Here is a 24,098-nt window from a genome sequence, read left to right on the forward strand (position 1 = left end):
ACGGTGAAGGTTTCGGTGGTATCGGGCGCGGTAACCAGCAGCTCCGTGTACGTCGGGCACTTGTGGTCGACGTCGTTTTTGTCCACGGCAACGCCCTCCACCACGGCGTACTGCGGCTGGTCGGCCGCCACTGTCACGGTCGGCAACCGGTCTGTCCGCAGGCCGCCCTGGAATCCGGCCAGTGTGCGTTCGGCGTGCAGCAGCGGGCCGCCGTCGCCGGTGTCGACACCGGGGTAACCGGTGAGCGTGCACGGCTGATCACCGGGTGCCAGGACGAACTTCAGCACCACTTCGCGATGACCGGATGCGGACTGCTGCAGTCCATAGTGCGCCACCACCTGTCCTGTCCGGCAAGGCAGCGGAGAATCATCGGCCTGCGCGACGACGGGAAGTCCGGCGGTAGCCGCGAAAGCCATTGCAGCCAAAGCTAATACGGTGAATCGGTGAATCGTCAAGGCAGTTTTCACTTCTTACTCGGATAGAGACGGACGCTCTTGACACCGCCGCCCTTGGTGATAGGTGGCCCGAGCAGCACGGTTGAGGTGTTGGCCGCGGGATCGTAGGTCACCAGCGAGTTCCCGCCGCCGCAGCCGACCTGGCCGACGACCACCAGCTTGTCGCCGCTCACACCCGCAAGGCCTGCGCTGTCGCTGACTCCAGGCATCTTCACGCGTTCGGTGTGGCCATCCGGCGTCAGCCGGGACACGAACGTGGTGCCGCACGCTCCCGCGGTGGGCAGGAATGTGCCGCCCGCTACCTGGAAGGCGTTCCAGTTGCCGTAATTGCCTTGGAAGCCGGGAGCATTTTCGTGCGTGTTGACCGCGGTCAACGCCGTGGGCTTACCGCCGTTGAACGGCACCTCCCAGAGTTGCTCTCCTGCGCCCTTTTCTCCGTTGCAGTGCGTGAGGATCACCTCGGGGGCCCACCACTTCACCGGCGAGCACATCGCTTTCGGCATGGGCGCGGGCAGCGTGCGGACGATCGACCCGTCATTAGTCATCACCACCAGGCTGTTGTCGGTCCTATGCACGATCTCGTTGCCGAGATTCGCGGTGCCCAGCACGAGCTGCGTCCCGTCTGGCGACTCGATGTAGTCGCCGCTGAACTGTCCTGCGCCGCCGAGATCCTTGGTCGGGTAGACGAATTGGTCGTTGCCCGCCATGTCGATCCGCTTCAGCGTGCCGGGCTTGTTGCCGTTGTAGCTGGTCGACGACAGAAGGGCCTTGCCGGTCGGGAGGGTGTACTTGAGGGTGCCCTGGTTCGGGATGGTGGTCCGCGCGCCGGTGTGCAGATCGAGGGAGATCGCGTCACCGTGCGTTGCGTACTCCGGTGTCAGCAGCGCGTGACTACCGTCGCCCGACCAGTCCGCGATGTTCGGTTCGCCCGTGCCCGCCGGGAAGTCGGTGATCGAGTACCGGTCGCCGGCCGGGCTGACGAGATACAACACATCGGTCGCCGTTTCGGGCGTGGGGTCACCCGGCGGGGGTTGGTTGCCGGGCCGGTGCGGCGTGACGGGCGTCCACACCGCCAGCATCCATCCTGGACCGACCTGGTCCCAGGGCACATCGCCGATGCCATGCTCGGCGCCTTGCGCGACGGCAGGCTTCGCCGCGGGCGCGGTGGTAGGCGCCGATTTTGTGGCCGATGTGGCCGGGCTACCCGGACTGGATTGGGCGGCAGTCGAATTCGATGACGACGAGCAGCCGGCCAAGAGCAGCGACGCGGACGCGAATATGCCGAGTCCGGCGCGCCAGACTGCGCCTTGGGTCACAACGTGCTTCATAACGGTTCCTTTCATAGGGTGATGCAGTCGTAGTCAGCCGGGGATCCGATTAATCGCCGTCCGGGCGAAACGTTCGACGGTGTCGCAGTACTCGTATGCCGCGGTGGCCCGATAGATGCGGCCGCCGTCCAGGAGAACCAGGATCGTGGTAGACGGCGGCGTCACCTGCGGCTCGAATACACATACTGCGTTGACGCCGAGCCCGCCGATGGCCTGTGCGCCGGGCTCGGCCGCGGCGTTGGCGAGCCGTTTGTCCCCATCAACGGCGAACGCACCAGGAAGCAACAGCTCGGAACTGATCCCGACACCGATGCCGGCTCCCGATGCGGCATAGAAACACCGCGGGGCGCCCGACCCCGCTGCGCCGCCGGTCGGCTCGGTAGTCACCGGCTTACCGAAGATGTCGGTCGCTTCCTGTCCAGTCACCCAGTCGCAGGGCCGGAACGCCTGCGGCGCGGCCGGATTCGCGGGCTGAGCTGAGACGTTTGGGGAGAACGCGACCAACGATGCGGCGATGGCCAATGCCATCAGCACGACTCTGGCCTGAACCAGATCGGCGCGCGCCCCGTCGGTCATTCCGGTCACGTCACTTCCTTTCCGCACACACGAATGCTGCAACCGACGCCTTAATAAATCCTTGACGTCTCAATCAGGCACACAATTGCTGATCAGACCACCATTGCGCAGCAATTCGACGGCAAACGCATAGTCCAGATGGGCTCGACTCGCCCGTGGTGCGCGTACAAACGCGGCTATCGGCTACAGCGCGTTGGCCGCGAGAAACTCGAGCACAGCCGGATTGAACGCGGCCGGTGACTCCAGATGCGGCACGTGCCCCGTTTCGGGTACCCCGACGAAACGGCCCTTGGGCATTCTGGCCGCGAACCCCTTGGCCATTGCCGCGATATTGCCCTTGGCCGCTTGATCTTTAGGGGCGGTGTACTTCGCGCCCACGTAAGTGCGGTCGGACAGCCCGCAAACGAAAAGCGTCGGGAGCGGCAGCGAACCAACGAAGTCCACGGCAGGCTCGTTCAGAAGCATGTCCGTGGCCGCAGCGGAGCTTTGCACCCAGCGCGCGAACTCGGGCCCTCGACCGATGGCTGTGCGCACCGCGACAAAGGGGTCGATGAGTCGCGGCGCTTTGTTCACGAAATAGTGAGCCATGTATTGGCGGATCTGATCGGCGGTCATAGAGCGCTCGTCATCTGCCCAATCCTGATGTCCTACCGGGCGCATCAGCCCGCGTCGATAGTCCTCAAGCCCCATCGGGTTCTCCAGCACCAGCGCGTGAACCCGCTCAGGCAGCGCTCGCGCCATCTGCATACCGATCAGCCCGCCGGTCGAATGCCCAACGAACGCACATGAATGCACCTTTAGCTGATCAAGCAGCGAGCGCAGATGCGCCACCAAGGAGGCCGCGGTTAACGTCGAGGCCTTCGTGGATTTACCCCAGCCGATCAGATCCGGGATGATTACCCGAAACCCACTGTGGCGCAACACCTCGATAACGCCCGACCAATACGCGCCGAAAAAGTTTTTGCCGTGCACGAGCAGGACCACGCCCTTTGGCTTCGCGCTGTTGGGCAGAACGTCCATGTATGCCATACGTGCACGCCGCTCCCAGTCTGGGGCGCGATGCTCGATCCAATCTGCCTCGGCGAGGTGTGTGACGTCTAAATACTGCACGGGGTGTGGATAGGGATAGCCCTCCAGGCCGATTCCAAGTGTGTCGCCAGCCGGCCATGGCACCGCTGCGTCATCCTCGGCCGGGCCTGCAGACTTGCTGCGACATCCCGACACAACTAGCCCACCCACCGCGAGTGTCCCGCTCAACACAGCCCGCCGATTAACAACCATCGAGTCCACCATCAGAGCAATTCGAACACTCCGCTCAGATCCCCACCACGGGTACCCCGCGAGGAATATCTGCGCCGCCGCGTCGGCTTGTCTCGTACATGTCCGCCGGAGTAGTGCTTAATCGGAGCGCGACGGCCGTCAACGCCGTCGACGACGTCATCAATCAGGCTCGCAGCGCGTTCGCCGCCGGTGTCCGCCAGGTCTGGCTGGCCCAGCAGTTCGACCATGACGCCATTTCCCTGGCCGGATTGATCGGCGCGGCCGTGCCCGGCCTGGGCGTGGGAACGTTCGTCGTGCCGATCAATCCGCGCCATCCCTTGGTCGTCGCATCGTTGGCGCAGACGGCCCAGGCTGCGTCCCACGGAAACTTCAGCCTCGGACTCGGCCTCGGAGCTCACGGCCCCGAGCGGCAGGCCTTCGGTGCGGCGTGGCCCAACACCATCGAACGGCTTCGAGAACATCTTCAAGTGCTCCGGTCGATCATCGATACCGGCGAGGTCGACTTCCATGGCGCTGAATTCACAGCGGCCCCTGAGTGGCCCGTCGCGCTGCCCGGCGGCACGCCGCTGCCGGTGTACGTAGCGGCGATGGGGCCCAAGGCCTTACAGGTGACCGGCGAGCTGGCCGACGGCACGTTGCCTTACCTCGCCGGGCCGCGCACCGTCGCCGAGTTCATCGCACCGACCATCACGAAGGCAGCCGCCGACGCAGGCAGGCCGGCGCCGCGCGTTATCGCCGCAGTGCCGGTGCTGGTGACCGATGACGTAGATGCGGGCCGCGCCGCCGCCGCGGAAACTCTCGGCTTCTACGCGACGATCCCGTCGTATCAGAAGGTCATCACGCGAGAAGGCGTGGAATCCCTCGCGGATCTGGCCGCGGTGGGACCAGCTGACGTCGCGCGTGCGCAGTTGCAGCGTTACCGGGATGCGGGCGCGACAGATCTTGTGCTGAGCCCATTGCGCGGCGTGGATGGAGATCCGCAACGCCTCTGGGAGGTTGCGGCCTCGCTCTGAGTGGGGGCATGCCGCGTTGGGCCGCCTACGTCGAAGACGCCGCCTTCCCCGCCGCCGGGACTACCCCAACGCGTTTTGCACCGCGCTGAGCAATGCCTCCAGCGCATCTTGCGGTTGCGCGATCGTAAAGTAGTCCGTCAATCCGTCAATGGAAGAGGTTGCCGAAGCGATTTCCTCGGGCGTTAGCCCCAAATAAACCTCATGGAGGAGCAGGCCGTATAGGACATTAGCCTCATCGGCCCACAGGCTGGTGCCTATGGTGCTCGGCCAATCTGCCCAGGCGTCGCCGTGGATCGTGTAGATATCGGCCGGGTAGAGATCGTTCGGCGTGCTGACGCCGATTAAGTCGGACAACCCAATTGAGTCCAAGAACTGGATGGTGCTGTCTTGGTCCTGGACCGGCAACGAATCGATGAACGTGTTGAGGATGCCACCGTGCGCGGATGTTGTGTCACCGATGAGGACGAACCGCAGATCGTCGGAGGGTATGCCTTTGTCACTGAGTTGCTGCATGGCCAGTGATGCCACCACGGCGCTTTGGGAATAGCCGAACACGACCAGCGGGTCCGTAGGCCCGAAATCGCCCGCGTCGAACCGGGATGTCACAGCGTTGACCAGGTCAGTAACCCCTTGGGCGACGCTCGGACCGTAGTCGAAGGTCTCCGGAGTGGTGAGCGCGATCGTCTGCCCGGTGAACCCAAGTGGCTCCAGATACAGCTGCGCGACCGTGTCGAGGTAACTGCCGTCGGGTGTCGAGATTTGCGTCGGACCCATCACCAGCGCGTCGGTGGCACCCGACAAGAACGCACGCAACGCGACGTCAAAAGACGCTCGCGGTAGACCGGTCCACGGGGCGGTGACGAACCCGCACAACAGCAGGGCGCCGCAAATCCTGGAAATCTGCAACGCTCGTCGCCGCCGGACCGTATATCCCGCGATGGTTCTCCCAACCACCATCGACACCCGCGCACCGTACCGCCGCCGCGCCGGCTTCGGCGCGAATTCGCCGGCAGGAGTCTGTTGTCCTCGTCACACCTCGCCGCCTCGGTCCCGCTCGTTGACGCGCAGTCGCTTTCGCTCCTTGAGCTCCTCGTCGGTGACCCATTCGCGCATCGGTTGCCCGGGCACGCACAACATTGTGAGGACGAAGCTGCAAGGAATGTCAGTGCGGTAGTTGGCGTCCTGATAGTGGATCACGTCGCCACCGGGTCCCCAGAACGCGTCTCCAGCGCGGAGGACGCGTGGCGCTTCACCCTCCAGCTCGAACAACATCTCGCCGTCAATCATGTAGCCGAATCCCGGACCGCCAGGAACGCGATGTGGCGGGTAACCCGGCGAGCCCGGTGGGTGGTTGATGAGAACAGTCATCACATAGGCATCGTCAGGAATCGACGCTGCCCGTACTTCCTGCAACACGGTTATTGTCGATTCGGAGTCAGTCGTATGGTGCAAGATTTGTTTCCCATTCGATTTCCCTAGCTGCGGCCGGCTGCGATCCAGTCGGAGTATCGAGTTGTGAAGATGGTGGCGTTCTCGTCGGGAGCCAGGCTGTGGTCGTTGATCACCGCACCGAAATACGGCGCCTGCGCGTCAGTCACGACGCGACGTTGATCACCGTTGGCAGTAAGGCCCGTGCGGACAAAGTCGTCCATCCCCATTGCTTCGGGTCCGGCGATCTCCGTTACTCCGTTGATGGGCCGCCCGTCAGCCGCGTGGGCCACGGCGGTGGCGACATCGTCGGCCGCGATGGGACGGAACAACGCGTGTGGCAATCTGACGATGTCTCCGTCTGTCGCGGAATCAGCCAAGCCAATAGCGAATTCGTAGAACGGAGTTGCTCGCACGATCGAATAGGGCCGGCCCGAATCCTTGATCAGCTTTTCCTGAGCTGCTTTCGCGGTGTTGTAGCCACTGTCTGGCATGACCTCGGCGCCCACTACGGACAACGCGACATGGTGTTTGACTCCCGCTTCCTGTTCAGCGGCAAGAAGATTCGTGGTCGTCGTTGTGAAGAAGTGCATCACAGGTTCGTCGTCGAACAAGGGTGAATCGGCGACGTCGACCAGGACATCCGCGCCATCGACGGCGTCGGCGAGACCTTCACCAGTGAGTGAATCGACACCTGATCGCCGTGAGGCGATGATCACGTCGTGTCCCTGCGCGCTGAGCTTGCTCGCTACTTTCGAGCCGATCAGCCCACGACCGCCGATGACTACGACCTTCATCATGAACCTTTCCGAGTTGCGTTTGGCTGGTTACCGCGGCGTCCGCTTCACCCAGCCCGGTCGACATTGCCTTAGCCTAAGAGGATTTCGAATCTTACGGTGCATTACCGAATAGGTTCACCGGGGAATTTCAAGTCGAAGCGTTTGCATAGTTCGGGGACACTGTCGACATCCATCTCCAGTTCGTACCGCATACAGAGCGCATCTAGGTTCTCTGTCGAGATCTTGTCTACACCGCCGAAGTCAGAAAGCTCGTCGAAGAACTGCTCGAACCCTGCGGGCGAGATGATCTCGAGGATGCGGGCGGGCTCGTCGCCGGCGTTCCAGAATGTGTGCCATTGGCCTCGTGGCTTGAAAATGAAGTCGCCAGGCCCGCCGTAAAGCACTTCATCGCCGAGCAAAGCGCCGACACGTCCCTCGATGATCCAGCTGTACTCATCTTCGTTGTGGTGGCGATGAAGCGGTGCGGCTAATGCTCGGGGTGACATCGGATGCTCGAGGACGGAGAAACGTCCTTGCGCGTGAACCCAATCGACGATGTGGCGGACACCGATCGTCCCAAGGAACACGGCCTTGCCTTCGGTGCGGCCGACAGACTTGGCCGGCGGGCCGCCCGGCCTCAAGATGTCGCTTTTCGCGCCGACCTCGGCCGGGTTCTTGTTGTATTCGTGTGACACGGATGCTCCTTAACTGTGCGGTTAATTGTCCAGCGCGCCACCATGTTCCGGGCGATTTAGTTGCGGCCGGCCATGATGCCACCGTCGACGTTGAAAATCGCGCCGGTGACCCAACTGGCAGCATCAGAGAGCAGATACGTGACGGCGTTGGCGACATCGGCAGGGGTGCCGACTCGCCCCAAGGGATGAAGCGGCGCAAAAGCATCGAGTGTGGTGTCGATCTCGTCCTTCGGGACCCACCGCTCGAGAGCGGGAGTTTTCACAGCGGCCGGTGCCACCGCGTTGACGCGGATGTTCTGCCCGGCAAGCTCGATGGCGAGGTTATGGGTGAGTGCATGCAGGCCGGCTTTTTGCATCGAGTGCCCAGTGGACGGGGTCAGACCGAGCGCCTGATGTGCCCACATGCTGCCGATGTTGACGATGGAGCCGCCCTCCCCGCGGGCGATCATGCCCGCAGCGACGGTCTGCGTCAGGAAGAACAGGGCATAGTTGAGTTCCATGTACGAGTCGTAGTCCTGCGCCTCGTACTCGAGAAACGGCTTGGGGATGAAGAATCCGGCCGCGTTTACCAGCAGTGTCGCGTCGCTGTGATGCTCGAAAAGCACGCGCTGCACATCGGCGACCGCGGCGCGATCCGCCAGGTCGGCGGCGATACCCCAGGCTTCGCCACGCCCCTTCAGCTCGGCGACGGTGTCGTCGACACGCGCTTTCGAGCGTCCGACGATCACCGCGCTTCCGCCGTGGTCGACGATGTCGATCGCGACCTGCCGACCCATGCCGGCACTGCCGCCCACAACAATGACTTTCTTGGCCGCAAAATGCATATTGGTTGTCCCTTCGAAGAATTCGCGCTTGGACATGCTGTCGATCGGGTTAGGCCCCCGGCGCGATCGCACAGGCTGCGACACAGACCCAGGTGCCGTCACGCTTCTGATAAGTGTCCGTGTACAGAGCTTGTTGCTCCACTCCATCGGCGAGCGTGGTGTATGTAGCGCGGGCGTGGATCAGAGCAACGTCGCTGAGGATGCGGACGTTGACGTCGTGCGTAGCGAGATCCTTGAAGGGACGCGGCTTCGCGATGTAATCGAGGAACTCTTCACGGTTCCGGGTGACGCCCGGGGTCTGCACGACGAAGTCTTCAGCGAGGAACTCGCTGAAGCGCTTGACATCGTTGAACTGGTCGGAATGGATGAAGTCGTTGTTGAGCTGCTCGAGGATTGCCAGATCTTCGGTGGACTGCTTGGTGTCGTTCATTTTCTTGTTCCTTCTGTGTGCGGTTCGGCGTTCCCTGGAGGTGGGTTGCCGTTTCTACGAGACTGCAGCCAGGCCGGCGAGCTGTCATCACCCCGACCACCTAGTCACCCGGGTGAGTTACGCGCCGCAGGTGTGATTCGGTGGGCCGCTCACCACCGATCGAAATGCAGCACGTCGTCGAGCGGGATCCGTCGCGCACGGTGGAAGATCGTGCCGGTGTAGTAGGCGGTGGGGATGGTCGTGGCGTGATAGACGTTGTCGGGCAGGCCGAGGATGGCCCGCATCTCCTCGTCGGCCATTATGGTCACGCCGGTCCACGTGGTTCCCAAGCCCCGAGAACGCGCGGCGAGCATGTAGCTCCACACGGCGGGCATGACCGAACTCCAATACTGGTTGGCGTTTTCGCCCGTCATGGTGCCGTCACCGTCGATTACCTCGACGCACGGGATCATCAAGACGGGGACCTCGCCGAAATGCTCAGCGAGATACGCGGCGCTGTCGGACACTTTGCGCTGCTCGCAATTACGCGCGGGGTCGTCCTTGAACCGATCGGCAACCGCGAAAGGGGACGCGACGATCCAGTCCCATGTGCGGCGGTACACATCGCCGATCGCGCGACGCTGTTCGGCATCGGTGACGATGATGAAGCTCCAGTTCTGCACGTTGCCCGACGTGGGTGCCTGCACCGCGATCTCCAGGCATTCCCGAATCAGGCCGACGGGAACAGGTTTGGTCAAATCGAGACGTTTACGCACCGAGCGGGTCGTGGTCAGCAGTGCGTCGATCGACAAGTCGACAGTGGGGTAATCGCTCACAAGCCGGATCGGATCAGGCGCGTGCACAGAGCCCTCCTGGTGCACGTAAACCTTCCTGCTGTGAGTCATTCTTCGTTGTCGTCTGTAGTGAGCGGGCCGTCTCCGGTATCGAGCAGGAAGACTGCGAGCAATTCAGCAGGTTCGGTGGCGCTGGCATTCTCACTGATCGTGTGATGCGCACCGGGTGCTTCAGTCCACGTCTCACCAGCGTGATAGACACGTGCGGGCTCACCCTCGACTTGGCTGCGGACCGCTCCGGAGATCACGTAAGCAACGATGAACGCCGACTTGGCGTGGTGGTGAGCCCCGCTTTTGGCTCCCGGCGGATAGCTGACAGCCACTCCTTCAAGTGATTTGCCCGGGACGTTAGTGGTCTGATCGAAAACTGTTCGGACCAGCGGGGTTTGACCAGAAGCATGTGGCGCCGGCTCGGCGCGGGCCGCTGGCGCGAGTATCGCAACAGCGACCAATGCCGCGAATAGCGTTTTTAGAGCCACTTTTGGCTGCCTTCTCTGTTCATTCTTCGGCTACCTGCAGGATCGTCTTGCCGGGGATCCGCTTGCCGGGAGCGAATGCGGTGGCGGCTTCGGCGAGCGGCAACATGGCACCCACCAGCGGCTTGAGGCGTCCGTCCCGGACTCGCGCGGCGAGGTCGGCGAGCCGGGCGCGATCGGGTTCGACAAGGAAGAAGAGCGCCCGCCCGTCGTGCGGCTGGGTCTTTGGCGGCTCGGCGATGGTGACAAGCGTTCCGCCAGCCCGCACCAAAGCGGCCGAGCGGGTGAGGACCTCGCCGCCGATCACGTCGAACACCACGTCGACTTCGCCTGCGTCCTCCAGCTTTTCGGTATCCAGGTCGAGGAAGGTGTGGGCGCCGAGCTCCGCCGCCCGGTCTCGATCGCCGGCTCGGCCGCTGCCGATGACGCGCGCACCAACCTCACGGGCGAGCTGCACCGCGATCGACCCGACCCCACCCGCGGCACCATTGATCAGAACTGTCTGTCCGGCGGTGAGGTGGCCGTGGTCGAACAGGCCCTGCCAGGCGGATAATCCGGAGATCGGCAGTGCCGCGGCGACGGTGTGGTCGATGTCGATTGGCAACGGTGCGAGATTACGGGTTTCCACCGCGACGTACTCCGCGAGCGAGCCGTCACGAGCCCAGTCGGCAAGCCCGAACACCCGCTGACCAACGGTAAAACCGGTTGTACCGTAACCCAATTCAGCTACGACTCCGGACAGCTCGTGGCCGGGCACGCTCGGTGTGCGGTCACGGCCCCCGCGGTCGGTCCAGGTGTGCGGCCAGTCAAGCTCCCCGGGTGTGAAACCCGCCGCGTGTACCCGCACGACGACGTCGTTGTCGGTCGCCTCGGGGTAGGGCAGCTCCGTCAGCGTCATGCCAGCGACACCTGCGTCACGATCTGAAACAGTGATGGCTTGCATTACAGGTCCTTTCTGATGTGGGTTGTTGTCGTCGGGCCAGCCGCGGACTGCGGTCGTACGCTGACCAGCTCAAGGCCGAGGTCACGTACCCGGTCGAGAAGTCCGTAAAGCTGTGACTGGTCGCGGATCTCACCAGTGAACACGGATTCGGTCGTGCCGGCCTCGAGGCGCATCCCTTCTAATGCGGACCCGAGCCGCTCGGTCACGCGCCCTCGAACGCAGATTTGGTACATCGTCGGCTGCACTTAGCCCTCCGCTCGCCAGCTGCTCATCACTGTTCACCGACGCCGGGTGAGTCGGCATCACCCGCGCGCGAATTCACCCGGGTGAGTGCAGAGGAAGCACTTGGCGAACACGGTCCGGCGTATCCTTAACATCGCTTCTAGGAGAGATGACGCGATGGACGGGATCGCCGACCACGAGCACTGACATGCGTGCAACGACCGGATCACACAGCTCGGTCGCCGGATTGGATCTCTACTTGGATCGCCCCGGCGGCAGGGTACGCGACGGTGTGATGGAAGCTATTCGCGACGCGATCCGCTCGGGGCGACTGGTTCCGGGCATCCAGTTGCCGTCGAGTCGCGCGCTGGCCGCCGACCTCGGTGTCGCGAGAAACACCGTTGCCCGTGCCTACGCCGAACTCATCGCCGAGGGCTGGCTGACATCGCATCATGGCTCCGGCACATTGGTTGCCCAACGTGCCGAAGTCGTCAGGTCCGTCGCTTCACCCCCGAAGCGACAGACAAAGCGCGAGTTGGACCACGATTTCCGACCGGGGCATCCGGACCTGTCGTCGTTTCCACGGATGGAATGGATTCGTGCTGTCAAGCGCGCGTTGAACGATGCCCCGTTCGAGGCGTTCGGCTACGCCAACCCCCAGGGGCGCCCGGAGCTTCGCAGCGCCCTTGCCGAGTATCTCGCTCGTGCTCGGGGAGTTCGGGCCCGGCCGGACAACATCGTCATCTGCAGCGGCGCCGCTGAAGGATTGAACCTCGTGGCCGCCGCGCTGGCAGAAGCCGGCGTCGCCGCTGTCGCCGTTGAATTATTTGGCCTGCGGGCACAGCGGGCGTCGCTCGCTCGAGCGCAGTTACGTTGCCCCCCACTGACAGTGGACTCTCATGGCGCTGATGTTAGGGCCCTCGACGGCATTGCAGATGCGGGCGGTGTGCTGCTCACTCCGTCGCACCAGTTCCCGCTGGGTGTGCCTCTGCGGTCCGACCGCCGCGCAGCGGTCGTCGATTGGGCGCGACGTACCGGCGGACTGATCATCGAAGATGATTACGACGGCGAATTCCGTTACGACCGAAGCCCTGTCGGCGCGCTGCAAGGTATCGATCCCGAACATGTCATCTATATGGGCACGGCGAGTAAGTCGCTGGCACCGGGGCTTCGGCTCGGGTGGCTGGTGCTGCCCAACCGACTCGTCCACGCGGTGGGCGGGCAGAGGGGTGAGCGCGAGGAGACCTCCAGCTTCGTTGACCAGTTGGCGATGGCCGAATTCATCGTGTCCGGTTCCTATGACAGACACATCCGCACCATGCGCGCCCAGTATTCGCGCCGCCGCGAGCAACTCGTCGCCGCTGTCGCCCGGTCGTCACCGCAGACCACCGTCGCAGGAATGCCCGCGGGTCTGCACGTGATGCTTGAGCTTGGCGGGGCAGACGAGAGCGCGCTGTCTCGTCAACGCGCGTGGCGACGGCTCGGCGTGGATGGTCTTGATCTTTTTCGCCATCCCCAAGCCGACAGCAAGCGGAACGGCTTAGTGATCGGGTTTGCATCGCCCGCGCCGAGCGCATGGTCAGCGGCGTTGGATGCCCTGATCCGACTGCTGCCCTGAAACATCCGGCTCAACTGGCCCCATCTCGCCGCGCCCAAGTGGCCCACGATCAGCGCGATACCGCGATTAGCGTTCAAAGCATGATCGTCACAGGCAGCTCCACGGTCGCCGATCTGCTGTGCGTCACGCCGACCCTCTTCGGGTTCGAGGGCGAAGGGCCGGCCGAAGCCGGCGAGCCGGCGGTTCTGCTTGCCGCCAAGTCGGCGCCTCCGGCCATCCGCTCTCAGCTGATCGAAAGGGCGGCCCTGATCGAGATCCTTTCAGCGGAACCCTCGCGCAAGCTCACGTTGCTCAGTGCGCCGGCGGGCTGGGGCAAGACGACGCTTTTGGCCCAGTGGGTGAGCGGCGCCGATGACCGCCGTCGGCGGGGCTGGCTGTCCCTCGATGCGTCCGACAATGATCCGGCGCGATTTTGGGCCTGCGCGATCGCGTCGCTGGACAAGGCCAGCCCGGGGGTGGCGCCGCGTGCATTCGAGCTCATCAAGATGGGTGCCGACCCACGACAGGTGGTCTTGCCCACCCTGCTCGACGAGTTGGCCGCCATCGACCACCAGATCGCGCTGATCCTCGACGACTATCACCTTGTTGAAAATCGGACCGTGCACGAGCAAGTGGGTTTCGTCGTGGAACGGATGCCGCCGACTTTCCAGCTGGTCATCGCCACCCGCTCGGATCCCACGCTGCCGTTGGCGCGGTTGCGCGCCCGCGGCGAGCTGCTGGAGCTGCGGGCCGAGGAGCTGCGCTTTCAGGCCGGCGAAGCCGCAGACCTGCTTGACGGCGTGCTCGGTTTGACGTTGACCGACGCGCAAGTCCAACTGCTGTTTCGCCGCACCGAGGGGTGGGCTGCCGGCCTCTACCTTGCCGCCCTCTCGCTTGCCGGGCGTGCTGATGCCCCGACGTTCATCAGAAGCTTCGCCGGCGATAACCGTCATATCGTCGACTACTTGATGGCCGAGGTGCTCGACGGTCAGCCACCGGACCTGCGCAGCTTTTTGCTACGTACCTCGGTCTTGGAGCGACTCAGCGGTGCGCTGTGCGACGCGATGCTGCAAACGTCTGGCTCGGCCTCGGTCTTGGAAAAGATCGAACGCGAAAACCTGTTTGTGGTGCCACTGGACACGTCGCGTCACTGGTATCGCTATCACCAGCTGTTCGGAGAGTTGCTGCGCACCGAGCTGCGTCGCAGCGAGCCCGATCTGGTCGCCGATTTGCATCGACGAGCCGCGACCTGGTTCGAGACCGAGGGCCTCATCGATGAGGCGCTGCATCATCTGATCGCTGCCGGTGACATCGCGCGCAATCCTGATCTGATCGCCACGGACGCTGGCATCGCCCCGACGCTGCCAGCTTCGGGCGAGCTCAGCGCGGGCGTCGCGGTGAGTTCGCGCAACGAACGGTGCGCGGTCGTTGAGGAGCTGAGCCCCAAGGAGATTGAGATTCTTCGCCTGCTCACCACCCGCTTATCGCGACGTGAGATCGGTGAGCGGCTGTACGTCTCGCTCAATACCGTGAAGACCCACCAGCGCGCCGTATACCGCAAGCTCAACGTTGAACACCGCAACGCGGCGGTCAGCCGGGCGCGAGAACTCGGCCTGCTGTAATTCGCACACTGCCAGTGTGAAACGGGTTGTCCTGCATCCGTATTCGTGCATCTAAGACGTGCTATAAGGATCGCAGTTCCTCCAAGGCTTTTGCCGATGGGCTTCCAGGTTCGGCGCGAAAGAAGATTAGGTGCTGTCCACCCGAATGCGGAACGCTGAGCCTGTTGCGATGTAAAAGCATTTCACCCACGATGGGGTGGCGTACGCGGGTCACTCCGGTCCGGTACCCGACATCAGCGCGGGCCCATAGCTCGCGAAATCGCGAACTCAGGGCTGAGAATTCATCGATGAGGGCGCGCATGCGCGGATCATTAGACGCGCTCCCGGCGACTTCCCGCAATCCGTTGACCACTATTTCGGTCGCTTCGTCCCAGTCGACGAAGAATTCTCGCGCGGCGGGCTCAACCAGACGCCAGCGCAGAGAGTTCTGGCCGGGAACGAAGGCGGGGCACAGTGCGCGGGCGATCGCATTGGCGGCCAGCACATCCAGGTATCTGTTGGCGACCATCGCGGGCATCGGCATCTGGTCGACCAGCTCATCGAGGCCATCGGCCGCCGTCTCCAGATCCGGCTGCTCGACGCGACCGCCGCTGGCCAGTTGATATAGATACTCGGCGCCCTTGATATCCAGCTGCAGCGCCCGCGCCAGTGCATCGAGGATCTGCGGGGACGGATTCGTGTCACGGCCTTGCTCCAGCCGCAGGTAGTACTCGAGGCTGATGCCCGCCAGCGTGGCCAACTCCTCGCGCCGCAAGCCCTGAACTCGCCGCCGCGGACCAGCTAACAGTCCGACATCTTCGGGTTGGACCTGTGCGCGCCGGGCGCGCAGGTACTCCCCCAGCGCGTTGCTCTCCGCCATACCTAGTGAGCCTAAGCCTGTTCCTGCTGGCACCAGTGTTAAGGAGGTTTCCCCTGCTGGGACGCGCAACGACGACAGTGGATGTTGTGCGGCATGGACAGGAGAACGAGATGACACAACGACAGGACATCGAGTTCGTCGCCGACCGTGACGTGGTGCTGCGGGGCTGGCTGTTTGTGCCCGACGGGGTAGGGCCGTTTCCGGCAGTAACGATGGCGCACGGCTTCGCCGGCGTAAAGGAGCATGGGCTGGAGCGCTTCGCGCGCTTCTTCGCCGACGCCGGCTTCGTCGTGCTGGTGCACGACCACCGCGGCTTCGGAGCCAGCGACGGAACGCCGCGCTACGACATCGATCCGTGGACTCAGATCGCCGACTGGCGACGAGCCATCTCGTTTCTAGAAGCCCAGCCCAGCGTCGATCCCGAGCGGATCGGTCTGTGGGGATCCAGTTACGCGGGTGGGCACGCGATCGTGCTCGGTGCGACAGACCGGCGGCTTCGCGCCGTCGTCGCTCAGGTTCCGACCGTGAGCGGCTACGAGCAGAGCTTGCGACGCGTCGCACCCGATCAACAAGACGCCCTGGAGGCGTCGTTGATCGACGACGACAGGCGTCAGTATCGTGGCGAGCCGCCCGCAACGCAGGCGGTGGTCAGTTCCGATCCCGCAACGCCAGCGGCCTACCGGTCCCCCGACGCCGTGGCTTTTTACAACCAGCCGGCGCCCGATGGCGTGTGGGACAACGTAATGACCGTGCGGTCCTCGCGCGCCGCCAGGATGTATGAACCGGGCGCGTGGATCTCCCGGATCTCACCCACCCCGTTGTTGATGATCGTCGGCCTGAAGGACACGATCACGATCGCCGGCCTCCAACTGGCCGCATACGAGCGGGCGTTGCAGCCCAAAAAACTCGTCACCGTCGCCGGAGGCCACTTCGACCCGTACCTGGATCAGTTCGACCAGGCAGCGGGCGCGGCCCGCGACTGGTTCATCGAACATTTGCGCCCGTCTGAAACCACTAACGGAAGGGAACTGTGATGACTGAACTGCGCTACGAGGTGATGGTCCACGACGGCCTGCGTCGCCACCGCGACCAACGACTTCCAGACGGCAGCCCCATCGTGTCGTCGCCGGTCACGTCGACGCTCATCTTCGGTGAGCACGACGCCGTCCTCGTCGATCCGCCATTTACTAACGATCAGATCCAACGCGTAGGGGACTGGGTCGAAAACTCAGGGAAGAAACTGACTCACGTCTACGCCACCCACGGGCACGGCGATCACTGGTTCGGCACTGACGTGCTGTTGCAGCGATTCCCCGAAGCGATCGCGTACGCCACCGAAGGAACCATCGCCAAGATGCACGAACAGGCTACAACTGGGCGCGCCCAGATGTGGGACATCGATTTTCCCGGTCAGATCCCGCCGAGTCCTGTTGTCTACCAGCCTGTTCCCGCTGACGGCTTTGAGTTGGAAGGCCGGCGCTTGACTCCCATTGAGGTCGGCCACACCGACACTGACGATACGACCGTCCTGCACGTGCCGTCGATCGGGCTCGTTGTCGCAGGCGATGTCGTTTACAACGGTGTACACCAGTACCTGCTAGAGAGCGCGCACGGCGGAATCAAGGCGTGGCTGCAGGCCCTGAGTACGGTCGCCGCCCTGCATCCCCGCACCGTCGTCGCTGGACACAAGAACAAAGACCTGGCCGACGACCCCAAAACCATCAGCGAGACTCGCGACTACCTGTTGGACGCGCAGCGACTGCTCGCGGGCACGCCCAGCCCGGATGACTTCTTCAATCACATGACCCGGCTCTACCCGGATCGCCTGAACGTCGGTCCCGTCTGGTACAGCGCCCTAGCGCTGCTGTCGTGACGAATTCGACTGTCTGACAAAGGAGAACGATCATGATTATCGACACCGCAGATCTGGATCCGACATCGAGCTACAAACTTCTCATCGGTAGCGTGCTGCCTCGCGCGATCGCCTGGGTCAGCACGGCTTCGACGTCCGGGGTGGGGAACATCGCGCCCGTGTCGTTCTTCACGGTGGTCGGCAGGTTTCCTCCCGTGTTGTCCATCACCCTGCAACCGCGTTCTGACGGTGTCACGCTCAAAGACACATTCGTCAACATCCGCGACACCAACGAATTCGTGGTGAACATCGCCTCGATCAGCCAGGCCGACGCCGTGCACAAGTCCGCGTTCGAATACGACAGCGCGGTAGACGAATTCGAGGCTCTGGGCCTGACGAAGGCGCCATCGGAGGTGATCGGGGTGCCACGGATCGCCGAGGCGCCCATCTCCTTCGAATGTGTGGTCAACCGCATCATCCCGATGCCACCGTTGCCCGACCACGTCGTATGGGGCGATGTCAAACGTATCCATGTGCGCGACGATCTGTACCTGGACCGCGGACGCATCGACGTCGGCGCGCTCGGCGCGTTCGGCAGACTCGCCGCTGAGTACACACTTGTCAACAACATCTTTACCGCTCCGCTGCCGGACGGCCTCGCCGACGAGCTGGCAACGGTGCGCGCGGAACGTCTCGACGGGCACGCCAGCGACTACTCCCCCATTGACACCGCCGAATGGTCACCATCCGGTGCGACCAAGGTGGCGACGAAATGACCGCACCGAACCACACGCCAGTCACCCGCACGGCGGCCAACATCGACGGTGCACCCACATTGCTGTTCATCCATGGGTTTCTGGATGACGCGGCGGTCTGGGACGGAGTGATCGCCGCGCTCGACCGGGAATTGAACACCGTGAGCTACGACTTGCCGGGGTTCGGCTCGCGTGCCGTCACGATCGGCGATCCGGATGCCCTATCACTGGAATCCCTCGCCGCCGAGGCCGGCGAGATACTCAACGGGATCGACACCCCGGTGATCGTCGTCGGCCAGAGCATGGGCAGCCAGATCGCCGAAATCGTCGCCGCCGAGCATCCCGACCGGGTCGACGGCCTGGTGCTGTTGACGCCCGTTCCGCTCGGTGGCACGGACCTGCCGGCCGAGGAATTGGCTCCATTTCGCAGCCTCGCCAACGATCCCGCCGCGCAGCGCACCGCCAGATCTGCGCTGTCACCGGGACTGAAGGCCCAACAGCTTGATCGTCTGGTCGCGGCCGGAGCCGGGGTGTCCGCGGAAGTACTCGCCCGCTACGCCGACTTGTGGAACGCCGGAGTGAAAGGCACGCCCGCCACAAGCAAGTACACGGGCCCCGTGCTTGTAATTCGCGGTGCCAAAGACGGTTTCGTAACGGAGCAATTGGCAGGCGCCGTCGCGGGGCGCTTCACCGACGTTAGTGAACACGTGATCGATCGCGGCGGCCACTGGTTACATGTCGAGTACCCGGTCACCGTGGCCGCCACAATCCTCGATTTCAAGGATTCCGTGACCAGCGGCAAGACCGCCCACGGCTGGCGGCACAGTTTCGCAAGTCAGTCACAGCGCGAGTTCGCCGAGCAGTTCGCCGAGGGAATTGTGTTCGAGGCAACCACACTGGCCAAGCCGGTCGAGGGCAAGCAGAGCGTGGCAACCGTGCTGGCCGCCGCAAGCTCGATCTATGAATCTCTAGAGTTCACCGCCGAAGCGCAAAACACGTCGACAACCTACCTGCAGTGGCGTGCAACGGCTTTCGGCGGCATACGGATCGATGGCATCACAGTGCTCGAGCGTGATGCGAGCGGCAAGATCGTCAAAGCCGCCATCCACCATCGGCCGCTGGGCGCCGTGCTGCGATTCTCAGCTGAGATCCGCGATCGACTCGCGGGTGTGATACCTGCCGATTACTTTCTCACGGAGTCAGCATGACCGCACCATTGCGATATAAATCCTTTGTCACAGAACAGATCCCGCAATCAGGACGCGGACCGCTGCCCGACGGCAGCACCCGGATGTGGTCGCCCATGACCTCGACGCTGATCCTGGGATCCCACGATGCGGTGCTCGTGGACCCGCCGCTCACCAAGGCCCAAGCAGCCGATGTCGGCGACTGGATCGACGCGTCGGGCCGTCAGTTGCGCGCGATTTACATCACCCACGGCCACGGCGACCATTGGTTCGGCGCCATTCCGCTGCTGAACCGGTTCCCCGGCGTGGCGGTGCGAGCGACCGAAGGCACCAGGCAACACATGGCCGGCCAGAACACCAAAGAGTTCCGTGCGGAGTTTTGGGATCGAGTCTTTCCAGGCCAGTTGCCAAGTGGCGACGTCGATGTCGACGTGGTCGGCGAACGGGGCTTCGAACTGGAGGGCGTCCCGCTGCTGCCAGTTGAAGTGGGTCACACGGACACCGACGCGACGACGATGCTGCACGTGCCCGCAGTCGAGCTCCTCATCGCCGGCGACGTCGTCTACAACGGCGTGCATCTCTATCTCACCGAATCTGGCGGCCCGGCAGGCATCGACGAGTGGCTTACCGCGCTTGACATAGCCGAGGCGCGTCGTCCCGCCGCCGTCGTCGCCGGCCACAAGAACCCGCAGGCATCTGACAACCCGTTGCAGATCCAAGAAACACGCCAATATCTGACCGATGCGCGCGAACTGCTCACGTCGTCGGCCCACGCCCGGGAATTTTATGACGGCATGCTCGTTCGCCACCCGAATCGGATCAACGCCGGCGCACTGTGGGGTGCAGCCATGACACTGCTTACCGAAGGCGCCGATGACGCGACACAGCTCTGAGCGGCCCAGCGACGGCAGTCCGATCGTGTCCTCGTCGCAGGCCGCCCGCGGAGTAATCGCGGACTCATGGCGGCGTGCGCGCCTGCTTGCGCACGTGGGTGTTTGATTGCAAACCGGTGCACGCTATCGCAGCGTTCTCCAGAATTCGGTGACCGCGCGGGCGATGAGATCGGCGTCGACCAGGAGTGGGCCGACGTGTCCAGCGCCGGTAAGGGCTACTACTTGCGCGTTGGGCATCGTGGCGGCGGCAGCATGGGCGTCGGCGGGGCGCCAATGTTGATCGTCGAGATCGCCGGTGAGAAACAACGTGGGCACGTTGACCCTGGGCAGGGTGTCGGTCAGCGAGTGCCAACGGTGCATGAACCGGACCGTGCGAAGCATCGAGTTCCGATCAACCTCCGTGAACCCGCGGATCATGTCCGCGGCCCGATCGGGGTGCGCCTTGATCGCGTCGGCACCGAGTAACGCTTCGAACAATGCCTTGGTGATCAATCGGTTTGGGCCGGTGAGGCGGTAGAGCACGCCGAGCGGATAGGTCTGAGTCCAGCGTTGCCGAGCACCGACCGGCAACAGTGGTGCGGCGATCGTCACCAGACTGTGAAGACGGTGTGGTTGATCGGCGGCCAGGGTGATGCCGACGTGGCCACCCCACGCGTTGCCCACCCAGTCGACCGGCTCGGTGATGCCGAGATGATCGATGACTTCGGCGGCGGCGCGCGCGCAGTCGTCGAGGGTGAAGTCGCGATCAATGGGATCGCTGCGCCCGTATCCAGGACCATCGATGGTCACCAATCGCCGGTGCGCACCAAGGGAATCCACTAGCGGACCCCAGCTGCGCGAGTCGACCCACAGGCTGTGCCACAGGAGTGCCGGCGGTCCCGCGCCGGCTTGCCCGACGTTCAACCGCCCCAGGGAGGTAGGCACCAGCGCCGAATCGGAAGAAGTGTACGCAACCATGACGCCTCCATAAGTACTTCGGAAACCGAAACTTCGGTACCCGTAGTATTCTGTATCGACATGGTCACGTCAAGAGATCTGCCCACCGATCGACTGGCCATCGGTCAGCTGCTCATTCGGCTACTGCGCGAATTCCGACGCGAACTCTCTGCCCCGGCCGCCGCGGCGGGGTACGGCGATATTCGCGACCCGCACCTCCAAATCTTCGGAGCGATCGGCATGGGTGGCGTGCGGCTTACCGCTCTCGCCGCCCGCGCACAGCTCAGCCTGGCTGCCACCTCAGAGCTGGTGAACGACCTCCAAGAGCTCGGTTACCTTGAGCGGCAGCCAGACCCCCGCGACGGACGGGCCAAGCTCATCTGCCTGACCGGCCGGGGACGTGGAGCCATGGCCCATGCCGGCGATCGTGTGGCCACGATCGAAGCGCAGTGGTCGACCGTTGTCGGCAAGCAGTCCTTCGACCAGATGTGCGCCACCATGCAACGCCTGCTCGACTATCTGGACGCCGACGAGGCGCATCGGTGATCCACGCTGCCAAACCCCACGTCCCCAGTAGCAAAGACGCCGGCCTGTGGTCAGTACAGCGCTTCCGCGGCCGACTCGACGACGCGTTGACGAAAGCGTGGTTGAAGCGTGTCTCCGGCTTGCTTCGTACCGCACCGGGATGTGATCGCGTCGACGAACTGGTGAACGCTGGAGTTGTGACTGGGCGCGGACGGTCATGGCCAGCTTACGATCTATCCGCTACGCAGCTACCCGTCCATACCGCATCCAATCGCTCGATGACAAGGTGCGGCTGCTGAACGAGGACCTCACCGTGCAAACAACGTCACAACCTGTGTCACCGCCTCGCACGGCCGGCGGCGCTGAAGCTGTTCGCCTGGCCGTTATGGTCGGCGCGCTCGGCGTCGTGTTCGGCGACATCGGAACCAGTCCGATCTACACCCTCGCGACTGTCTTCAACCCCAGCGACCCGCACCCGGTGCCGCTCAACATCCCCAACGTCTACGGCGTCGTGTCACTGCTCTTCTGGTCGGTAATGATCATCGTCACGCTGACCTACGTCACCCTCGTGATGCGCGCCGACAACGACGGCGAGGGCGGCATCATGGCACTTATCACGCTGCTGCGGCGCTTTGGCGGTGGAGGAGGACACCGGACCGTCGCCGCGCTGGCCGCGCTGGGTATCTTCGGCGCATCGCTGTTTTTCGGCGACAGCATGATCACCCCCGCGATGTCGATGATGTCGGCGGTCGAGGGCCTCAAGGTCGTCGAACCCTCTCTTGCGGAGTGGGTCGTCCCGATCACCGCGGTGATCAGTCTGGTGCTGTTCGCGGTTCAACGCTACGGAACGCACGCCGTCGGTCGGCTTTTCGGTCCGGTGATGATCCTCTGGTTCGTCTCGATCGGCGCCTGCGGCGTGAAGGGCATCCTCGGCCACCCGCAAATCCTCAAGGCGCTGTCGCCGACCTATGCGGCGACGTTCGTGTTGGAGCACGCCAGAATTGCGTTCTTTGCACTCGCGGCAGTCGTGCTCGCGGTCACCGGCGCGGAGGCGCTGTACGCCGACATGGGCCATTTCGGTCGAAAGGCCATCACCCGGGGCTGGCTATTCGTCGTGCTGCCGGCATGCACTCTCAGTTATCTCGGCCAAGGCGCGCTGGTGCTGGGCGACGAGTCCACGGCAAGCGCGCCGTTCTTTTTGCTCACGCCACACTGGGCACAGCTGCCCATGGTGCTATTGGCAACCGCCGCAACGGTTATCGCATCTCAGGCGGTGATCACCGGGGCCTATTCGGTGGCATCGGCAGCCGCTCACCTGAGCTATCTGCCGAGATTGCGAATAACGCACACCTCGGAGTCGACGATGGGCCAGATCTATGTGCCGTGGATCAACGGTCTCCTCATGGTCGCGGTGCTAATCCTGGTGTTCGCCTTCCGCAGCTCGGCGGCACTGGCCTACGCGTACGGCATGGCGGTCACAGGGACGATCACCATCACCACGCTGCTGTTCTTCTACACCGCCCGCAAGAGGTGGCATACGCCGCTGTGGCTCATCGCGATCGGTGCCGGGTCGCTGTTGACGGTGGACCTGTTGTTCCTCGCGGCGAACCTGACGAAACTGGTCCATGGGGCATGGCTGCCGCTGCTCATCGCCGTGGTTGCGTTCACCGTGCTGTCCACGTGGCAGCGCGGACAGGAGATCGTCACCCGAGCACGCACGAAAGCTGAGGGACCGCTTCGTGAGTTCGTCGATCGGCTGGCCCACGCTCGGCCGCCATTAACGCGCACCAAGGGCACGGCGGTTTTCCTCAACCGCGGAAAAGAGACCACTCCCCTGGCGATGCGGGCCAACTGCGAGCACAATTACGTGCTCCATGAACACGTGATAATCATGGCGATCGACACCCTGCCGGTCCCGCGCGTACCGGAATCCGAGCGAACGGAAATCGACGACCTCGGCTATGGCGATGACGGAATCGTTCATCTCACCGCGCACTTCGGGTACATGGAAGCGCCCGATGTCCTCAGCGTGCTTCGTCTTTTGGACCCGTCGCAGACTGAAGGCCAGATCGACATCGACGACGCTTCCTACTTTCTATCCGACATCGAACTGACCATGGGTGCGGCAAAGAGCATGGCGCACTGGCGCAAGCACCTGTTCATCGCGACGTCCCACATCACCGCCGACGCCGCCAACTACTTCGGTCTGCCTCCCGACCGCACGGTGGTCATGGGTTCGCGGATTGAGATCTAGCTACGTCCCCCCAGCGCGGCCGCGATTCGGGTCGTTGACACGCTCGGTGGTCGAGGCCATGCCGAGCCTTAGGCTTAGTTCGTGGCCTCGCTTGCCGACTCGTTATGGCACCGGAACCGGGTCTTGGCTGAGGCGGCGCTGGAGCACACATTCATCCAGGGCATCGCATCGGGAGAGTTGGCCCGAGCTACGTTCGCCTACTACGTAGGACAGGACGCCGCCTTCCTCGACGCATACTCTCGCGCCTACGCGTTGGCTTTGGCAAAGAGCCCGGACCAAGACAGCCTGATTGCGTTCAGTGAGCTACTCGACGCCGCCGCCGACGAGCTTCGCCT

The 24,098-nt window shown here is 63.6% G+C and carries 26 protein-coding genes and 1 pseudogene; 11 read left to right on the forward strand and 16 right to left on the reverse strand.

All coding sequences use genetic code 11. The annotated features are described in order from the left end of the window. The 4 genes from VN856_RS25895 to VN856_RS25910 form a co-directional block, all read right to left on the reverse strand. Positions 1–416: DUF4232 domain-containing protein (locus VN856_RS25895; protein ID WP_325694647.1), on the reverse strand; the 416-nt coding region annotated here is incomplete at its 3' end. A 47-nt stretch (positions 417–463) separates the two neighbouring features. After that, positions 464–1,783: a hypothetical protein gene (locus VN856_RS25900; RefSeq protein WP_325694649.1), complete on the reverse strand. Its 1,320-nt coding sequence runs from the start codon at positions 1,781–1,783 to the stop codon at positions 464–466. A gap of 33 nt (positions 1,784–1,816) precedes the next feature. Beyond that, positions 1,817–2,368 carry a hypothetical protein gene (locus VN856_RS25905; RefSeq protein ID WP_325694651.1) on the reverse strand — a complete coding sequence of 184 codons (552 nt, stop codon included), beginning with the start codon at positions 2,366–2,368 and terminating at the stop codon, positions 1,817–1,819. A 174-nt stretch (positions 2,369–2,542) separates the two neighbouring features. Further along, the gene (locus VN856_RS25910; protein WP_325694653.1) at positions 2,543–3,379 is read right to left on the reverse strand and encodes an alpha/beta hydrolase; all 837 of its coding nucleotides are present in this window, start codon (positions 3,377–3,379) and stop codon (positions 2,543–2,545) included. Between the two features lie 359 nt (positions 3,380–3,738). Between VN856_RS25910 and VN856_RS25915 the strand changes: the two genes are divergently transcribed. Further along, on the forward strand, positions 3,739–4,653 hold the full coding sequence (locus VN856_RS25915; RefSeq protein WP_325694655.1) for an LLM class F420-dependent oxidoreductase: 915 nt from the start codon (positions 3,739–3,741) through the stop codon (positions 4,651–4,653). 60 nt (positions 4,654–4,713) lie between these two features. Here the strand turns inward: VN856_RS25915 and VN856_RS25920 are convergent, their stop codons facing one another. From VN856_RS25920 to VN856_RS25965, 10 genes are all read right to left on the reverse strand, one after another. Further along, positions 4,714–5,610 carry a PE-PPE domain-containing protein gene (locus tag VN856_RS25920; RefSeq protein WP_325694686.1) on the reverse strand — a complete coding sequence of 299 codons (897 nt, stop codon included), beginning with the start codon at positions 5,608–5,610 and terminating at the stop codon, positions 4,714–4,716. A gap of 72 nt (positions 5,611–5,682) precedes the next feature. Continuing rightward, positions 5,683–6,108, reverse strand: coding sequence for a cupin domain-containing protein (locus VN856_RS25925; RefSeq protein WP_414687052.1), 426 nt, complete (start codon positions 6,106–6,108; stop codon positions 5,683–5,685). A gap of 20 nt (positions 6,109–6,128) precedes the next feature. Further along, positions 6,129–6,878 carry an SDR family oxidoreductase gene (locus tag VN856_RS25930; RefSeq protein ID WP_325694688.1) on the reverse strand — a complete coding sequence of 250 codons (750 nt, stop codon included), beginning with the start codon at positions 6,876–6,878 and terminating at the stop codon, positions 6,129–6,131. A 104-nt stretch (positions 6,879–6,982) separates the two neighbouring features. After that, positions 6,983–7,555 carry a cupin domain-containing protein gene (locus tag VN856_RS25935; RefSeq protein ID WP_325694658.1) on the reverse strand — a complete coding sequence of 191 codons (573 nt, stop codon included), beginning with the start codon at positions 7,553–7,555 and terminating at the stop codon, positions 6,983–6,985. 56 nt (positions 7,556–7,611) lie between these two features. After that, entirely contained in the window at positions 7,612–8,379 is a 768-nt protein-coding gene (locus VN856_RS25940) for an SDR family oxidoreductase (RefSeq protein WP_325694690.1), read from the reverse strand. Positions 8,380–8,428: 49 nt separating this feature from the next. Further along, positions 8,429–8,809 (reverse strand): nuclear transport factor 2 family protein, encoded by a 381-nt coding sequence (locus VN856_RS25945; protein WP_325694660.1) that lies wholly within the window; start codon positions 8,807–8,809, stop codon positions 8,429–8,431. 149 nt (positions 8,810–8,958) lie between these two features. Then, positions 8,959–9,624 carry a nitroreductase family protein gene (locus tag VN856_RS25950; RefSeq protein WP_325694662.1) on the reverse strand — a complete coding sequence of 222 codons (666 nt, stop codon included), beginning with the start codon at positions 9,622–9,624 and terminating at the stop codon, positions 8,959–8,961. Between the two features lie 65 nt (positions 9,625–9,689). Further along, positions 9,690–10,121 (reverse strand): cupin domain-containing protein, encoded by a 432-nt coding sequence (locus tag VN856_RS25955; RefSeq protein WP_325694664.1) that lies wholly within the window; start codon positions 10,119–10,121, stop codon positions 9,690–9,692. Positions 10,122–10,140: 19 nt separating this feature from the next. Then, entirely contained in the window at positions 10,141–11,061 is a 921-nt protein-coding gene (locus VN856_RS25960) for an NADP-dependent oxidoreductase (RefSeq protein WP_325694665.1), read from the reverse strand. Further along, on the reverse strand, positions 11,061–11,267 hold the full coding sequence (locus VN856_RS25965; protein ID WP_325694667.1) for a hypothetical protein: 207 nt from the start codon (positions 11,265–11,267) through the stop codon (positions 11,061–11,063). Before VN856_RS25965 ends, VN856_RS25960 begins: the two co-directional genes overlap by 1 nt. A gap of 224 nt (positions 11,268–11,491) precedes the next feature. Between VN856_RS25965 and VN856_RS25970 the strand changes: the two genes are divergently transcribed. Both VN856_RS25970 and VN856_RS25975 read left to right on the forward strand, forming a co-directional pair. Further along, a complete protein-coding gene (locus VN856_RS25970) occupies positions 11,492–12,901 on the forward strand; it encodes a PLP-dependent aminotransferase family protein (protein WP_325694668.1) in 1,410 nt (469 codons plus the stop codon). Positions 12,902–12,981: 80 nt separating this feature from the next. Beyond that, positions 12,982–14,502 carry a LuxR C-terminal-related transcriptional regulator gene (locus VN856_RS25975; RefSeq protein WP_325694670.1) on the forward strand — a complete coding sequence of 507 codons (1,521 nt, stop codon included), beginning with the start codon at positions 12,982–12,984 and terminating at the stop codon, positions 14,500–14,502. A 61-nt stretch (positions 14,503–14,563) separates the two neighbouring features. Here the strand turns inward: VN856_RS25975 and VN856_RS25980 are convergent, their stop codons facing one another. Beyond that, positions 14,564–15,361, reverse strand: a complete 798-nt coding sequence (locus VN856_RS25980) for a helix-turn-helix domain-containing protein (protein ID WP_325694671.1) — start codon at positions 15,359–15,361, stop codon at positions 14,564–14,566. 110 nt (positions 15,362–15,471) lie between these two features. On the opposite strand from VN856_RS25980, the gene VN856_RS25985 reads away from it, so the two are divergent. Genes VN856_RS25985 through VN856_RS26005 form a run of 5 tightly spaced genes read left to right on the forward strand, consistent with a single transcriptional unit; the run spans position 15,472 to position 20,048 of the window. Then, positions 15,472–16,395: an alpha/beta hydrolase gene (locus tag VN856_RS25985; protein ID WP_325694673.1), complete on the forward strand. Its 924-nt coding sequence runs from the start codon at positions 15,472–15,474 to the stop codon at positions 16,393–16,395. Further along, positions 16,395–17,234: an MBL fold metallo-hydrolase gene (locus tag VN856_RS25990; protein ID WP_325694675.1), complete on the forward strand. Its 840-nt coding sequence runs from the start codon at positions 16,395–16,397 to the stop codon at positions 17,232–17,234. The genes VN856_RS25985 and VN856_RS25990 overlap by 1 nt, the downstream gene beginning before the upstream one ends. A 32-nt stretch (positions 17,235–17,266) precedes the next feature. Beyond that, positions 17,267–17,989, forward strand: coding sequence for a flavin reductase family protein (locus VN856_RS25995; protein ID WP_325694677.1), 723 nt, complete (start codon positions 17,267–17,269; stop codon positions 17,987–17,989). Beyond that, positions 17,986–19,176, forward strand: a complete 1,191-nt coding sequence (locus VN856_RS26000) for an alpha/beta hydrolase (RefSeq protein WP_325694678.1) — start codon at positions 17,986–17,988, stop codon at positions 19,174–19,176. Before VN856_RS25995 ends, VN856_RS26000 begins: the two co-directional genes overlap by 4 nt. Then, entirely contained in the window at positions 19,173–20,048 is an 876-nt protein-coding gene (locus VN856_RS26005) for an MBL fold metallo-hydrolase (protein WP_325694680.1), read from the forward strand. Before VN856_RS26000 ends, VN856_RS26005 begins: the two co-directional genes overlap by 4 nt. A 123-nt stretch (positions 20,049–20,171) precedes the next feature. On the opposite strand, the gene VN856_RS26010 is transcribed toward VN856_RS26005, so the two are convergent. Beyond that, on the reverse strand, positions 20,172–21,005 hold the full coding sequence (locus VN856_RS26010) for an alpha/beta hydrolase (RefSeq protein ID WP_325694682.1): 834 nt from the start codon (positions 21,003–21,005) through the stop codon (positions 20,172–20,174). A gap of 60 nt (positions 21,006–21,065) precedes the next feature. On the opposite strand from VN856_RS26010, the gene VN856_RS26015 reads away from it, so the two are divergent. The 3 genes and pseudogenes from VN856_RS26015 to VN856_RS26025 form a co-directional block, all read left to right on the forward strand. Continuing rightward, a complete protein-coding gene (locus VN856_RS26015) occupies positions 21,066–21,530 on the forward strand; it encodes a MarR family winged helix-turn-helix transcriptional regulator (protein ID WP_325694683.1) in 465 nt (154 codons plus the stop codon). A gap of 364 nt (positions 21,531–21,894) precedes the next feature. Next, positions 21,895–23,763 carry a potassium transporter Kup gene (locus VN856_RS26020; protein WP_325694684.1) on the forward strand — a complete coding sequence of 623 codons (1,869 nt, stop codon included), beginning with the start codon at positions 21,895–21,897 and terminating at the stop codon, positions 23,761–23,763. 81 nt (positions 23,764–23,844) lie between these two features. Further along, positions 23,845–24,098: pseudogene (locus tag VN856_RS26025) on the forward strand (TenA family protein); the annotation flags it as partial.

This window comes from Mycobacterium sp. (assembly GCF_035603715.1).
In the GTDB taxonomy this organism is placed as follows: Bacteria; Actinomycetota; Actinomycetes; order Mycobacteriales; family Mycobacteriaceae; genus Mycobacterium.